Source organism: Vulcaniibacterium tengchongense (assembly GCF_003814555.1).
Lineage (GTDB): Bacteria > Pseudomonadota > Gammaproteobacteria > Xanthomonadales > Xanthomonadaceae > Vulcaniibacterium > Vulcaniibacterium tengchongense.
The window spans coordinates 322,983-337,160 of sequence record NZ_RKQN01000003.1; the positions used below are offsets into that span (position 1 = coordinate 322,983).

At 72.2% G+C, this 14,178-nt stretch carries 16 protein-coding genes and 1 pseudogene; 9 read left to right on the forward strand and 8 right to left on the reverse strand.

Going from position 1 to position 14,178, the window contains the following annotated elements; all coding sequences use genetic code 11:
• The first annotated feature begins 15 nt into the window (after positions 1 to 15).
• Complete coding sequence (locus tag EDC50_RS11890; RefSeq protein ID WP_123770696.1) at positions 16 to 375, forward strand: hypothetical protein; 360 nt, start codon at positions 16 to 18, stop codon at positions 373 to 375.
• Between the two features lie 444 nt (positions 376 to 819).
• Here EDC50_RS11890 and EDC50_RS11895 read toward each other — a convergent pair whose 3' ends face one another.
• From EDC50_RS11895 to EDC50_RS11920, 6 genes and pseudogenes are all read right to left on the reverse strand, one after another.
• Positions 820 to 1,494, reverse strand: coding sequence for a DNA-3-methyladenine glycosylase family protein (locus EDC50_RS11895; RefSeq protein ID WP_123770697.1), 675 nt, complete (start codon positions 1,492 to 1,494; stop codon positions 820 to 822).
• Positions 1,495 to 1,497: 3 nt separating this feature from the next.
• Positions 1,498 to 1,866, reverse strand: coding sequence for a DUF423 domain-containing protein (locus EDC50_RS11900; RefSeq protein WP_123770698.1), 369 nt, complete (start codon positions 1,864 to 1,866; stop codon positions 1,498 to 1,500).
• A gap of 286 nt (positions 1,867 to 2,152) precedes the next feature.
• Positions 2,153 to 3,226 (reverse strand): polyketide cyclase, encoded by a 1,074-nt coding sequence (locus EDC50_RS11905; protein ID WP_123770699.1) that lies wholly within the window; start codon positions 3,224 to 3,226, stop codon positions 2,153 to 2,155.
• A gap of 473 nt (positions 3,227 to 3,699) precedes the next feature.
• Positions 3,700 to 3,768: pseudogene (locus EDC50_RS11910) on the reverse strand (DNA-binding response regulator); the annotation flags it as partial.
• A gap of 84 nt (positions 3,769 to 3,852) precedes the next feature.
• A complete protein-coding gene (locus EDC50_RS11915; RefSeq protein WP_123770700.1) occupies positions 3,853 to 4,494 on the reverse strand; it encodes a response regulator in 642 nt (213 codons plus the stop codon).
• Positions 4,491 to 5,693: a sensor histidine kinase gene (locus EDC50_RS11920; protein ID WP_123770701.1), complete on the reverse strand. Its 1,203-nt coding sequence runs from the start codon at positions 5,691 to 5,693 to the stop codon at positions 4,491 to 4,493. The genes EDC50_RS11915 and EDC50_RS11920 overlap by 4 nt, the downstream gene beginning before the upstream one ends.
• A 150-nt stretch (positions 5,694 to 5,843) precedes the next feature.
• On the opposite strand from EDC50_RS11920, the gene EDC50_RS11925 reads away from it, so the two are divergent.
• The 8 genes from EDC50_RS11925 (at position 5,844) to EDC50_RS11960 (ending at position 12,280) form a co-directional block, all read left to right on the forward strand.
• Entirely contained in the window at positions 5,844 to 6,455 is a 612-nt protein-coding gene (locus tag EDC50_RS11925; RefSeq protein WP_123770702.1) for a GNAT family N-acetyltransferase, read from the forward strand.
• The gene (minC, locus tag EDC50_RS11930) at positions 6,452 to 7,213 is read left to right on the forward strand and encodes a septum site-determining protein MinC (protein WP_123770703.1); all 762 of its coding nucleotides are present in this window, start codon (positions 6,452 to 6,454) and stop codon (positions 7,211 to 7,213) included. The genes EDC50_RS11925 and minC overlap by 4 nt, the downstream gene beginning before the upstream one ends.
• Positions 7,214 to 7,239: 26 nt before the next feature.
• A complete protein-coding gene (gene minD / locus EDC50_RS11935) occupies positions 7,240 to 8,049 on the forward strand; it encodes a septum site-determining protein MinD (RefSeq protein ID WP_123770704.1) in 810 nt (269 codons plus the stop codon).
• 2 nt (positions 8,050 to 8,051) lie between these two features.
• The gene (gene minE / locus EDC50_RS11940) at positions 8,052 to 8,312 is read left to right on the forward strand and encodes a cell division topological specificity factor MinE (protein ID WP_123770705.1); all 261 of its coding nucleotides are present in this window, start codon (positions 8,052 to 8,054) and stop codon (positions 8,310 to 8,312) included.
• A complete protein-coding gene (locus EDC50_RS11945; protein ID WP_123770706.1) occupies positions 8,309 to 8,830 on the forward strand; it encodes a hypothetical protein in 522 nt (173 codons plus the stop codon). Before minE ends, EDC50_RS11945 begins: the two co-directional genes overlap by 4 nt.
• Before the next feature lie 112 nt (positions 8,831 to 8,942).
• Complete coding sequence (locus EDC50_RS11950) at positions 8,943 to 10,937, forward strand: M2 family metallopeptidase (RefSeq protein WP_123770707.1); 1,995 nt, start codon at positions 8,943 to 8,945, stop codon at positions 10,935 to 10,937.
• Between the two features lie 534 nt (positions 10,938 to 11,471).
• Positions 11,472 to 12,059 carry a peroxiredoxin family protein gene (locus tag EDC50_RS11955; RefSeq protein ID WP_123770708.1) on the forward strand — a complete coding sequence of 196 codons (588 nt, stop codon included), beginning with the start codon at positions 11,472 to 11,474 and terminating at the stop codon, positions 12,057 to 12,059.
• Positions 12,056 to 12,280 carry a hypothetical protein gene (locus tag EDC50_RS11960; RefSeq protein WP_170167621.1) on the forward strand — a complete coding sequence of 75 codons (225 nt, stop codon included), beginning with the start codon at positions 12,056 to 12,058 and terminating at the stop codon, positions 12,278 to 12,280. The genes EDC50_RS11955 and EDC50_RS11960 overlap by 4 nt, the downstream gene beginning before the upstream one ends.
• A gap of 63 nt (positions 12,281 to 12,343) precedes the next feature.
• Here the strand turns inward: EDC50_RS11960 and EDC50_RS11965 are convergent, their stop codons facing one another.
• Positions 12,344 to 13,603, reverse strand: a complete 1,260-nt coding sequence (locus EDC50_RS11965) for a multidrug effflux MFS transporter (RefSeq protein WP_123770709.1) — start codon at positions 13,601 to 13,603, stop codon at positions 12,344 to 12,346.
• On the reverse strand, positions 13,600 to 14,076 hold the full coding sequence (locus EDC50_RS11970) for a VOC family protein (RefSeq protein ID WP_123770710.1): 477 nt from the start codon (positions 14,074 to 14,076) through the stop codon (positions 13,600 to 13,602). Before EDC50_RS11970 ends, EDC50_RS11965 begins: the two co-directional genes overlap by 4 nt.
• Positions 14,077 to 14,178 lie beyond the last annotated feature (102 nt).

Below are 14,178 nucleotides of genomic sequence, written 5' to 3' on the forward strand. Positions count from 1 at the left end.
GCAGAGGAGACGCGTATGGACGAGACACTCGCAGGCGCCCTGGCCTCGCTGCTCGGCGCGCTGGTCGGCGGCGGCATCAGCTACCTGCTCAACCGGCAGCAGTATCGCCACCAGCTGCGGCTCAGCCGCGAGGCGCACAAGACCGAATACATGGCCGAGGAAACGGCGCGGCATTTCCTCAGCCACCGCGGCTACACCGATCGCTCGTTCGAGACGCTGCGCAAGCACCTGGGCGGCTTCGACGACGACGAGCTGCGCAAGATCCTGGTCCGCGCCGGCGCGATCCGCACCTTCCGCGGCGACGGCAGCGAATGGTGGCGCCTGCTCAGCCGGATGGACGAGTACATCGAGAGCAAGGCCGGGGAGCGCGGCTGATCCCGCGCAACCGCCGCACCGGGCGGATCGGGCCCGACGCCGGCCCGCGGCCGCATGTTCCGCCCAGGCATGGGATTCGATCGGCTCGAACCGTGCCCCGACTCGTCTGTCGCGCTCCGGAGACCGTCGGCGCGGGGGCAGCCTGCCGGGGGCATCGCTCTGCCTCGGTCGGGGCCGCTTCGCGGTCCGGCTTGACGCGATGCCCCCACAGGCCGGCCCTCCGGCAAGCTTGCAGGCCGCCATTTGGAACCGCGTGGCTCCAATCGTGTTGGGCCGCGTCTCGACCACGCCCCGCCCAACCTTCGCCGGGCCCGACGCTGCCGCGCGATCCGGCGAAAGCACGGCGTGCGCCACCAGGCATCGAAAGCGCGGCCCGGCGCCGTCGCCGGAAATCCGCCGAACGCGAAGGCCCCGCGCGGCGGCGGCATCGGGCGTTCCGAGCCGTCACTCTTGCGAGCGCTTGGTCGCGTCCTTGGCCCCGCTGGCCAGGTCGGCGATCCGCCACAGGTACAGGCTGGCGTAGGTGCGGTAGGGCCCCCAGCGCTCGCCGCGCTCGGCCAGTGCCTTCGGCGCCGGCATCACCTCCAGCTTGTCCACCGCCTGCGCGCCCTTGCGGATGCCGAGGTCGTCGACCGGCAACACGTCCGGGCGGCCGAGGCGGAACATCAGCATCATCTCGACGGTCCAGCGGCCGATGCCGCGCACCGGGGTCAGCGCAGCGACGATCGCGTCGTCGTCCATCGCGCTCATCCGCCGCAGGTCGGGGATCTCGCCGCGCGCCTCGCGCGCGGCCAGGTCGCGCAGCGCCAGGATCTTGTTGCCGGACACGCCGCAGGCGCGCAGGCCGGCGTCGTCGATCCGGGCGAGCGTGTCGCAGTGGAAGCGATCGCTGCCAATCGCCGCCTCGACGCGCGCGACGATCGTCGCCGCCGCCTTGCCGCTGAGCTGCTGGTAGAGGATCGCCCGGGCCAGCGCGTCCACCGGGTCGAACGGCTTGCGCCAGCGCGGGTCGCGCGGAATCGGGCCGAGCCGGCGCATCCACGCGCCGAGCCTGCCGTCGCGGCGGCTCAGATGGTCGAAGGCGGCCTCGACGTCGAAGCCGCGGGCATGGCGCGGCATGGGTCAGCGCCTCAGCGCGTCGGCCGCGTACAGCAGCCAGGCCAGGATCATCAGGCCGCCGCCGAACGGCACCGCGCGCGTCGACGCGGCGAAGAAGTGCGCGGCCGCCAGGCCGCCGGCGAACAGCAGCACGCCGAGCAGCAGCCCCGCCAGCGCCAGCCGGCGCGGCCCGCGCCCCGCGTGCGGCGCCAGCGCCGCCAGGGCGACGCCGTGTCCGAACGCGAACAGCGCGGCGGTGTGCAGCCGGCCCTGCCCTGCCGCTTCAGCCATGTGCGCGGCGTACGCGGCGAGCGCGATGCCGGCGGCGGCCAGCGCCGCGCCGCCGGCGGCGAGGATGCGCGCGGCGAAGTCGGGGACGGCGGGAGAGCCCATGCGAATGCCTGCCTCGGACGAAGGGGCCGCCACGATAGCAGGGCGCCGTGCTTGCCTTCGCCTGCAGGCCCGCCAACGCACCCCGCGGCGCTCCCGCCGACTGCCGGGTGCCGGCCCCGCGTGGGAGGCTGCGGCCTTCGCCGCGACACCGCGGGCGGCACGCCCCCGGCCCGTGCGCGGGACGACAGCCGCTCCGCGCCGGCCGCGCATCGGCCGTGCCGGGCAAAAAAGAACGCGCCGCGGAGATCCGCGGCGCGTTCGTGGTGCCTCCGGCGGCGGGACGGGCTTACTTGACCGCCCAGACCACCTCGAAGTCGCCCTCTTCGGTGAAGCCGGCGTCGATGCCGTTCTTCCAGATCTCGTACGGGCGGTCGACGGTCTCGTAGCCATGGGTCAGCGCCCAGGCGCGCAGCGAGTCGCGCACGCGCGGCAGGTTCGCCATGTGGCCCTTGTACTGCGCCACCGCGACCTTGGCCGGCTCGTGGAACTCGGCGACCACGTTGTTGCTGGTCTTGATGTCGAGCTTGGTCGCCGGGCCGGTCTCGCCGGCCTTGCGCACCGGCTGGACGACGTCGAAGGAGTAGTTCTCGGAGCCGAACTCGTTGGTCACGATGCGCACCGGGCCGGCGGCCTCGAGACCGTTGGCCTCCATGTTCTTCTTGATCCACTCCTGGTTGATCTTCATCTGCCCCATGACCTTCTCGTTGGTGCGCTCCACCACCGCGGTCAGGGCCAGCACGTTCTCGGCGTCGCGCTGCACGATCTTCGGCGCCTTGCTCGCATCGTCCTTGCTCAGCTCGGCGTAGTCGTAGTTCGGCACCGCCGCCAGCATGTTGCTCAGGCGGCCCAGGCCGAGCTTCATGTCCTCGCCGACGTTGCTGCTGACGTACAGGCCGGCGTAGCGGCCGATCAGGTTCCAGCCGTAGTCGACGTCGTAGGTCTGGGTGATCTGGATGTTGCGGCCGCCGCGACCGGTCGGCCGGAACGTGAACTCGGAGCGCTTGTTGCGGCCCGGCTCGACGCTCTCGATCTTGTAGGCCACGCGCTTGCCCGGCTCGCTGGCGACGATCTCCCACGAGCCGGTGCCGATGCCGCGCTCCTGCGACTCGTAGTCCAGGCGCGCGCCGACGCCGCTTTCCGGCCCCGACAGCTTGATCTGGACGCGCGGGTCGCGCAGCACCAGCGGGTTCCAGTCCTTGAAGCGGCGGAAGCTGTTGAGGGTGTCGTAGACGATGGTGAGCTTGCGGTTCGTTTCGGCCGAATGCTCCAGGTGGCGGCTCGCCGGGAGCATCACGCCGACGATGACGAAAAGCGCGGCCACGATGGCCAAGGAAATCAAGATCTCGATCAGACGGGTCATTCAGGTTTCTCCAGGAGCCGGGACCCGGGTCGGACCGGGGCACAGACCGGCAATCGTATCAAGGAAGACGTAACCGGTGGCAGTCGCCGCAGCGCGGCATCGCAAGTGTGCCGCGCCCTGTGCCGGCGGCGCCCGCACCGGCACGTACGGTTCCCGGGCCGGGCCGGAACGGCGCGGTCGCGGGCCGAGGCGTTTGCCCGATCTGGCGCGAAGCGCGGCAACGCCGCCACCTCACGGCGATCGAAAGCAGGCGCGTCGCCGCGCCGCCTCGGATGCCCTTCCGCTCGCCGGCCTCCTGCCGCCGCGGCGGGAGCCGGCACGCCCAGGCCAGCTGCAGCTCGAGGGTTTTCAGCACCGCCCGGGCGGTCGCGCACGCCGAGCTTGGACAGGGTGAGCCGCCCTCGCCTGCGACGCACCGCCTCGCAGGGCGGCGAACGCCCGGCGCGCGAGCGCCGGGCCGGGCATCCTGTCGCTCAGACCAGCTGCAGCTCGAAGGCCTTCAGCACCGCCCGGGTGCGGTCGCGCACGCCGAGCTTGGACAGGGTGAGCCGCCCTCGCCTGCGAGGCACCGCCTCGCAGGGCGGCGAACGCCCGGCGCGCGAGCGCCGGGCCGGGCATCCTGTCGCTCAGACCAGCTGCAGCTCGAAGGCCTTCAGCACCGCCCGGGTGCGGTCGCGCACGCCGAGCTTGGACAGGATGTTGGACACGTGGTTCTTGATCGTGCCCTCGGCCACGCCGAGCGAATTGGCGATCTCCTTGTTGGAGAAGCCGCCGGCCATCAGCCGCAGGATCTCGGTCTCGCGCTCGGTCAGCGGATCGGGCCGGTCGAGGCTGACGAAGTCGTTGCGCATGTGCTCCAGGCCCGAGAGCAGGCGTTGGGTCACCGCCGGCTGCACCAGCGAGCCGCCCTCGGCCACGGCCTGGATCGCCCCGACCAGCTGCTCCAGCGAGACGTCCTTGAGCAGGTAGCCCTTGGCCCCGGCCTTGAGCCCGGCCAGCACCAGCTGGTCGTCGTCGAAGGTGGTCAGGATGATGGTCGGCGGCAGCGCGCCCTGGCGGGACAGCGCCTGCAGCGCCTCCAGGCCGGACATCACCGGCATGCGCATGTCCATCAGGACCACGTCCGGCTTGACCTGCGGGATCATGTCCACCGCCTGGCGGCCGTCGGCGGCCTCGGCGACGACCTCGATCCCCTCGGCCAGGGACAGCAGCGAACGCACGCCCTGGCGTACCAGGGTCTGGTCGTCGACGATGAGTACGCGGATCATGCGGGGGCTCCTTCGCAGGCGGCGGCCGCGGCCGCCGAGGCCGGCAGCGTGAGGTGCAGGCGGAAGCCCGCCCCCGGCCGGGTTTCGATTGTAAGTTGGCCGCCATGCTGGAGCAGGCGCTCGCGCATGCCGCGCAGGCCGTTGCCGGCCACCAGCAGGTCGGCGCCGTGGCCGTCGTCGCGCGCGTCGACCACGATGCAGCCGTCGGCGTTGCGGCGCGCGGCGATCCACAGATTGCGCGCGCCGGCGTGGCGCACCGCGTTGGTGATGATCTCCTGGGTGCAGCGCAGCAGCACGTGCGCGCGCTCCGGGTCGTCCAGGGTCAGCGGCGACTGCACGTCCATGTGGATGTCGAGCGAGGGCACGTTCTCGGCCAGCGGCAGCATCGCCGCGGACAGGTCGATCGCCCCGCCCTCGCGCAGTTGGCTCACGGCCTCGCGCACGTCGGTCAGCAGCAGCCGCGCCAGCGTGTGCGCCTGCTGGACGTGCTCCTTGACCCGCCCCTCGGACAGGTGCCCGGCCACTTCCAGGTTCAGGCTCAGCGCGGTCAGATGGTGGCCGAGCAGGTCGTGCAGCTCGCGCGAGATGCGGGTGCGCTCGTTGACCCGCACGCTCTCGCCGAGCAGGGCGCGGGTGGCGCGCAGTTCGGCGTTGAGCCGGCGCTGCTCCTCGCGCGCCTCGGCCTGCTGCTTGGCGACCAGGCTGGTGACGAACACGAAGGTGGAGAAGCCGGCGTACAGCACCGACTGCATCACCGCCTCGACCCAGGAAAAGCCCAGCGCGCGCACGAACAGCGGGACCACCGCGAGCTGGCTCAGCAGCAGCCAGCTGACGCCCACCGGCACCGAGAGCAACCACGGCAGCACGCTGGCCGCGACCATCAGCAGCACGCTGCCCAGGCCGCTGGAGCTGAAATAGCTCACCGACACCGCGCTGCCGGTGAGCACCAGCAGCAGCACCAGGTCGAGCGCGCGGATGCGGCGCTTGCCCAGGTCGCGGGTCAGCCAGGCGTAGCTCAGGCCGGCGGCGAAATAGGAGATCCAGCCCGGCAGGGCCATGCGCGGCGGCGCCGTGCCCTCTTCGTACTCCAGCCCCACCAGCGGCCAGATCCACGAATACAGCAACGGCACGCCGACCACCGCCCAGGTGAACAGGCCCGCGTAGCGCAGCAGTCGAGTGTGGTTGAGCCGGGCCAGCATGGCCGCATGCTAGCGGGGTTCGCGCCGCGCCGGGGCGCCCGAAAGTCATGTCCTGGCGCGGCCGCGCGGGTCGCCCGCGCCGGACGGGCGTGCGATAATCGCGCCGCCGGCCGCGCCCCCGCGCGGCCGGCCCGAACCCTGGAGCCTGGAATGTCGATCGTCGTCCGCGACGTGCGCGAGCACGAGCTGGATTCCGTCCTTGCCCTCAACAACGCCGCCGGACCTGCGATCCTGCCGCTGGACGCGGCCAGACTGCGCCACTTCTACGACACCGCCGAATATTTCCGCGTCGCCGAGCGCGACGGCGCCCTCGCCGGCTTCCTGATCGGGGTCGGCAGCCACGCCGAGCACGACAGCAGCAACTTCCGCTGGTTCCGCGAACGCTACCCGGATTTCTTCTACATCGACCGCATCGTCGTCGCCAGCCGCCGCCGCGGCGGCGGCGTCGGCCGCGCGTTCTACGCCGACGCGCAGAGCTACGCCGAACTGCGCTATCCACAGATGGCCTGCGAGGTGTTCCTCGAGGGCAGCACCGACCCGGCGCTGCTGTTCCACGGCAGCTTCGGCTTCCACGAGGTCGGCCAGCACGTGATGGCCGAGACCGGCGTGCGCGCGGCGATGCTGATGAAGCCGCTGTGCAGCTACGCCTGGGTGCGCGAGACCTACGGCGACGCGCTGCCGGACGCGCCGTGGATCACCCGCCCGCGCACGGCGTACACCGCGGCCGCGCTCGCCCGCCGCGCCACGGGGACCTGCGCATGAGCGCGGCGATGGACTACGAGCCGGCCGGCGAGCTCAAGATCGGCCAGGTCGGCATCGCCAACCTGCGCATCCGCACCCTCGACATCCCCCGCCTCGCCGAGGAGATGCGCGGCCGCGTGCAGCGCGCGCCCAAGCTGTTCGCGCGCGCCGCGGTGGTGCTCGACTTCGGCGGCCTCAGCCGCGCCCCGGACGCGGCCACCGCGCAGGCGCTGATCGACGGCCTGCGCGCGGCCGGCGTGCTGCCGGTCGCGCTGGCCTACGGCACCAGCGAGATCGAACGCCTGGCCGAGGCGCTGGGCCTGCCGCTGCTGGCCAAGTTCCGCGCCGCCTACGAGCGCGACGACGCGGCGGCGCCCGCCGCGCCGGCCCCGGCGCGGGAACCGAAGCGCGAAGCCGCGCCGCCCCCGGCGCCCGCGGCGAACGCCGCCGCGCCCGGCCTGCTGCTGACCGCGCCGGTGCGCTCCGGCCAGCAGGTCTACGCCGACCACCGCGACCTGACCGTACTCGCAACGGTCGGCGCGGGCGCCGAGGTGATCGCCGACGGTTCGGTGCATATTTACGGCTCTTTGCGCGGCCGCGCCCTGGCCGGCGCGCAGGGCAACCCGCAGGCGCGCATCTTCTGCCGCGAGTTCCATGCCGAACTCGTGGCCATCGCCGGGCACTACAAGGTGCTGGAAGACATCCCCAAGGACCTGCGCGGCAAGGCGGTGCAGGTCTGGCTCGAAGACCAACAACTCAAGATCGCGGCCCTGGACTGAGGCCGCTCCACCGGAGGAAACACAACTTGGCCGAAATCATCGTAGTCACCTCGGGCAAGGGCGGCGTGGGCAAGACCACCACCAGCGCCAGCCTCGCCTGCGGCCTGGCCCGCCACGGCCACAAGGTCGCCGTCATCGACTTCGACGTCGGCCTGCGCAACCTCGACCTGATCATGGGCTGCGAGCGCCGGGTCGTGTACGACTTCGTCAACGTCGTCAACGGCGAGGCTTCGCTGAAGCAGGCCCTGATCAAGGACAAGCGCTTCGACAACCTGTACGTGTTGGCCGCGTCGCAGACCCGCGACAAGGACGCGCTGACCCGGGAAGGCGTGCAGAAGGTGCTCGACGAGCTGGCCGCGGACGGCTTCGACTACGTGATCTGCGACTCCCCGGCCGGCATCGAGAAGGGCGCGTACCTGGCGATGTACTTCGCCGACCAGGCGGTGGTGGTGGTCAACCCCGAGGTGTCCTCGGTGCGCGACTCCGACCGCATCCTCGGCCTGCTCGCCTCCAAGACCCGCAAGGCCGAACAGGGCGAGCGGGTCAAGGAGCACCTGCTGCTGACCCGCTACAGCCCGAAGCGGGTCGAGACCGGCGAGATGCTCAGCGTCGGCGACGTCGAGGAGATCCTCGGCCTGAAGACCATCGGCGTGATCCCCGAGTCGCCGGACGTGCTCAACGCCTCGAACAAGGGCGAGCCGGTGATCCTCGAGGTCGGCTCCGACGCCGCGCAGGCCTACGACGACGCGGTCGCGCGCCTGCTCGGCCAGAACCGTCCGATGCGTTTCGTCACCCCGGAGAAGAAGGGCTTCTTCAGCAAGATTTTCGGAGGTTGAAGATGGGCCTGTTCGATTTCCTGCTGGCGAAGAAGCAGACCGCGGCCGTGGCCAAGGACCGCCTGCGCATCATCGTCGCCCACGAGCGCGTCAGCCGCAACGGCCCGGACTACCTGCCGCTGCTGCAGCGCGAGTTGCTGGAAGTGATCCGCAAGTACGTCAACGTCGACGCCGAGTCGGTCAAGGTCGACCTGCTCAACGAGGGCGACAACAAGGTCCTGGACATCTCCGTCGCCCTGCCCGAGGCCGCGCCGCGGGCATGAGCGCGGCGGCCGGGGCGGCGACGCCGGGCGCGACGGCGGTGCTGCGCCTGCGCGACATCGCCTGGGACGACGCCGCCGCCCTGCTCGAACGCTACGGCCTGCGCCTGCAGCGGGTCGCCGACGGCGAGCCGATCCCCGGCAGCTACTGGGGCGACTGCGAGGCCGGGCTGATCGGCGCCACCGTCTATGCCCGCGCCGACACGCCGGTGCATTCGCTGCTGCACGAAGCCGCGCACCTGATCGTGCTGCCGCCGCAGCGGCGCGCGGCGGTGCACACCGACGCCACCGACTCGGTCGAGGAAGAGGACGCGGTGTGCGTGCTGCAGGCGCTGCTCGGCGACGCCTTGCCCGGCGTCGGCCGCGCGCGCGTGCTCGCCGACATGGACGCCTGGGGCTACACCTTCCGGCTCGGCTCGGCGCGCGCGTATTTCGAACGCGACGCCGGGGCGGCCTGGCGCTGGCTGCACGACCGCGGGCTGGCCGATGCCGAGGCGCGCGCCTTGGTTCCGCCGCCCTGAGCCGCGTTCCGCCCACGCGAACGGCCGAACCCGCGACTTGCGCCCCCCGTTCCCGGCCTCTAGCCTTCCGGCTTCGACCGCGCCCGTGCGCGTCCAACCGGAGAAAGCATCGATGAAACCCGTACGCGCCCTGCTCGCGCTCGGCATCGCCGCGGCCGTGATCGGCCTGGGCGGCTGCAAGAAGGAACCCACGCCCGCCGGCGCCGGCGCGCCCGCCGCGGCGCCGGAAGGCGAGACCGCCGACCAGTTCGTCGCCCGCGTCAACGCCGAGTACAAGAAGCTGTACCCGGAAGTGTCGGCGGCGCAGTGGCTGTCCTCGACCTACATCAACGACGACAGCCAGCTGCTCGCGGCCAAGGCCAACGAGCGCTACCTGGCGCAGCTGAACAGCTGGATCGAGCAGGCGCGCAAGTTCGAAGGCCAGAAGATGTCGCCGGAAAGCGCGCGGGCGATCCACCTGCTGAAGATCGGCGCGGCGATGCCGCCGCCGAAGGACCCGGCCAAGCTCGAGGAGCTGACCAGGATCGCCACCAAGATGGAAGGCATGTACGGCTCCGGCCGCTACTGCAAGGGCGAAGGCGAAGCGCAGCAGTGCCGCCAGCTCGGCGAGCTCGAGGACGTGCTGCGCAGCAGCCGCGACTACGACGAGCAGCTCGACGCCTGGCAGGGCTGGCACGGGGTGGCCAAGCCGATGCGCCAGGACTACGTGCGCTTCGTCGAACTGGTCAACCAGGGCGCGCGCGACCTCGGCTTCGCCGACGCCGGCGAGATGTGGCGCTCCGGCTACGACATGAGCCCGGCGGAGATCGCCGCCGAGACCGACCGCCTGTGGGGCCAGGTCAAGCCGCTGTACGAGCAGTTGCACTGCTACGCCCGCACCCGCCTGGAAGCCAAGTACGGCGTCGAGCGCGGCCATGTCGCCGGCAACATGCTGCCCGCGCACCTGATGGGCAACATGTGGCAGCAGGACTGGGGCAACCTCTGGGACATCCTGGCGCCGTACCCGGACGCCGGCAGCCTCGACGTCACCGGCGCCCTGGAATCCCAGTACCGGCGCAGCTTCGACGCGCAGCTGGCCAAGCAGCCCGGGCAGCGCGGCCCGGCCGACCTGGCGCAGGTCGAACAGGACGCCAAGCTCGCCAGCGCCAAGCTGATGACCGAGCGCGCGCAGGACTTCTACGTCTCGCTGGGCATGCCCAAGCTGCCGGAGAGCTACTGGCAGAAGACCCAGTTCATCAAGCCGCGCGACCGCGACGTGGTCTGCCACGCCAGCGCCTGGGACATGAACATGGCCGGCGACGTGCGCACCAAGATGTGCATCAAGCCGAACGAGGAAGACTTCACCACCATCTACCACGAGCTCGGCCACGTCTATTACTACCTGGCCTACAACAAGCTGCCGCCGATCTTCCAGCAGGGCGCACACGACGGCTTCCACGAAGCCATCGGCGACACCATCGTGCTGGCGATGACGCCGAAATACCTGCAGTCGATCGGCCTGGTCGGCGACCAGCAGCAGAGCCGCGAGGCGCTGATCAACGCGCAGATGCGCATGGCGCTCGCGAAGGTCTCGTTCCTGCCGTTCGGGCTGATGATCGACCGCTGGCGCTGGGGCGTGTTCGACGGCTCGATCAAGCCGGACCAGTACAACAAGGCGTGGTGGGACCTGAAGGCCAAGTACCAGGGCGTGGCGCCGGCGACCCCGCGCGGCGAGGAGTTCTTCGACCCGGGCGCGAAGTACCACGTGCCGGGCAATACGCCATACACGCGCTACTTCCTCTCGCACATCCTGCAGTTCCAGTTCTACAAGGCGCTGTGCGACGCGGCCGGGCACCAGGGCCCGCTGTACGAGTGCAGCTTCTACGGCAACAAGGAAGCCGGGCAGAAGTTCTGGGCGATGCTGAGCAAGGGCGCGAGCCAGCCGTGGCAGCAGACGCTGAAGGAGCTGACCGGCGGCGAGAAGATGGACGCCGGCGCGGTGCTGGAGTACTTCGCGCCGCTGCAGGATTGGCTCAGGCAGCAGAACGAGGGCCAGGCCTGCGGCTGGCAGGCGAGCGCGGCGGCGCAACCCGCGGCGCCGCAGCCGGCCGCGCCCGCGCAGGGCTGAGCCACGCGCTCCACGCTTGGCGAAAGGCCGGCGCAAGCCGGCCTTTTCGCTTGGCGCAGCCACCACGGCCCTCGGCCTGGGGAAGAACGGGCCCCGCGCGCGGCGGCGTCGCGCGCGCTCCATCGCCGCCGCCCTCCTCGTGCGCGGCCGGCCGCCCTCGCAGGCAGCGGCGGCGCGCCGGTCGGCGCACGAGCGTGCGCGCCGCGCATGCAGGAGCTGTGCTGGCGCAGGCGCAGTCCAACGCTGCCGCCGTGCGGATGCACGCCCGGGTCCTCGCGCGGAACGCGCCCGGGCCGGCGATGCACACGCCCATGCGCCCTCTCCCGCTTACGGGCGAAAGGCCGACGAGGCCAAAAACAGGCGCCGCGAACGCGGGGCGGTAGCGGCGCCCGGCCGCGATGGCCGCGGACATGCCGCAGCGCAACAAGCGCGGCCGTGAAGCGGGTCACCGTCTGCACGGCCGCCGCGCTGTAGCTTCGCGGCATGGAGAGCGCTTCTTCGGGACGCAGGGAGGCGGGGCGGTCGCGCTGGCCGATGTTCGCGCTGGGCGCGGCCCTGCTCGTGGCCACCGCCCTGGTGATCGCGCTCGGGTTGCAGGTGCGCCAGTTGCGCGCCGAGCAACGCTGGCTGGTCGAGCGCGCCAGCCAGGCCTACGCCGGCATGTACGTGCCCCGCGTCGCCGCGACCGCGCTCGACGGGAGCAGGCACCACCTCGGCCAGCCGCGGGCGCGTTCCCAGGTGCTGTTCTTCTTCACCACCACCTGCCCGTACTGCCGCGCCTCGCTGCCGCTGGTCGGGTCGATCGCGCGCCAGCTCGAGGCCGCTTCCGGCGGTACCGCGCAGATGCTCGGCGTGGCCCTCGACGATCCGGCCGCGGCCGCCGCGTACGCGCGCGAGCACGCGCTGCCCTTCCCCGTCGTCGCGCTGCGCGACCGCCGCACCGCGATGCTGTTCCGCGCGCGCAAGGTGCCGCTGCTGCTGGTCGTCGGCGCCGATGGCCGGGTGCGCTACGCGCGCCCGGGCGTGCTCAATTCCAGGGAAGGCGTCACCGGCGTCCTCACCGCCGTCCGGGGCACGGAGGTTCCGGATGCGCGACCCAACGAGAAGGAGACTAGGCTATGAAGCATCGGACCCGTGCGCTGCGCGCCGCTCTGGCCGCGCTGCTGTTCTCGACCGCGATGGGCTTCGGCGCGGCCCAGGTGTTCGCCGACGACGGCGTGCGCGGCAACGCCCCGCAGGCGGCCTGCGACGCCTGGGCCTGCCGCGAGGAGTGCGGCGAATTCGGCGGCGAGCTCGGCCCCGGCGGGCCCGGCAAGCCGCTGATGTGCTACTGCTGCGGGTGAGAAACGCGACCTCTGCGGTACCCGGAAGGGCCGGCCCCGGGCCGGCCCTTTCCGCACGCGGCGCTAGAGCGACTCGCCCGGCACCGGGTTGGCGTCGCCGGCGGCCGCAGGCGCGCGGCGGCGCGCGACCCGCGCCTCCCAGCGCCAGAACGACCAGCCCAGCACCAGGAACGCGATCGCCGCGGCCAGCAGCCACAGCGCGCGGTCGCTGATCCACGGCGACAGCACGCCCGCGATCAGCGCGTTCAGCACCAGGCTGGTGAACGCCTGCAGCGACGAAGCCGAACCGCGCTGGCGCGGGTACATCTCCAGGATCGCCAGGGTCACGATCGGGAACACCAGGGCGATGCCGAACGCGTTGAGCGTCATCGGCAGCACCGCCCACGGCACGCGCGGCGCGTCGGTCGACAGGTTGTAGCCCAGGTTCAGCAGCATCGCCACGGCCGAACAGGCGAAGCCGATCGCCACCAGCCGTTCGCCGCCGATCCGCCCCGCCGCGCGCCCGGACACGAACGCGCCCAGCACCATGCCGCTGATCATCGGCACGAAGAACCAGCCGAACTGGCGCTCGCCGAGGCCGAGGATGTCGAGCACGAACGCCGGCGCCGAGGCGATGTACACCCACAGCGCGGCGAAGTTGAACGCGCTGGCGGCGGCCAGGCGCTGGAAGCGCGGATTGAGCGCGATCGCGACGTAGTCGCGCAGCAGCCGCTGCGGCGACAGGCCGAGCCGGGCCTGCGGCGGGTGCGTCTCCGGCAGCATGCGCCAGGTCGCGATCAGCAACGCCACCGCGAACACGACCAGGAACCAGAAGATCGCCGGCCAGCGGCTCCAGCCCAGGATCCAGCCGCCGATCACCGGCGCCAGCGCCGGCGCCACCCCGAAGATCATCGACACCTGGCTCATCAGGCGCTGCGCGTCGTCGCCATGCAGCACGTCGCGGATCACCGCGCGGCCGACGATCAGGCCGACGCCGGACGACAGGCCCTGCAGCACGCGGAACGCGAGCAGCGTCGGCAGGTCCGGCGCCAGCGCGCAGCCCGCCGAGGCCAGCGCGAACACCGCCAGCCCGCCGAGGATCACCCGGCGCCGGCCGATCGCGTCCGACAGCGGGCCATGCACCAGGCTCATCAGCGCGTAGGCGACCAGGTAGGCGCTGATGGTCTGCTGCATCGCCAGCTTGTCGGCGCCGAACTGCGCGCCGATCGCCGGGAACGCGGGGAAGATGGTGTCGATCGAGAACGGCCCGAACATGGCCAGGCCGGCCAGCAGCAGGGCCAGGCGGCGCAACGGGGTCGGCGGCGCGGAAGCGGGAGCGGTCATCGGCGGCCCTCGGCGGTCGTGGCGGAAGCGGCGCCCGCCGGCGGCGGCGCCGGCGGCCCCTTGAGCTCGACCAGATTGCCCTCCGGGTCGAACAGGTACTGCGACGGGCCCTCGCCTTCGGCGCCGTAGCGCGCGCCGAATTCGCCCAGGCGCACGCCATGGTCGCGCAAGTGGGCCTCGATCGCGCCGCGGTCGAACGGCGCCACCCGCAGGCACAGATGGTCCATGTTGCGCCCCTCCCGGCCCGGCGCGGCGCCGCCTTCGCGGCCGAGCTTGCCGGCGACGTCGACCAGGTCGATCAGCGACTGGCCGGCGCGCAGCTGGACCAGGCCGATCTCGTCCTGCCGCCGTTCCACCGCGCAGCCCAGCACGCGGCAGTAGAACGCCGCCATCGCGCCGGGGTCGCGCACGCGCAGCACGATGTGATCGAGTCGCAAGGGGCGGAACGGCGGCGGGGGCGTGGAGGGGGCCATGGCGGGGCGCGGCGGTGGGGGCGCACGATGTTACGCCTTCGGCGCCGCGCTCCCGCCGCGAGCGGGCCGTTCCGCCCGCCTGGCGGCGCGGCAACCGGCTCG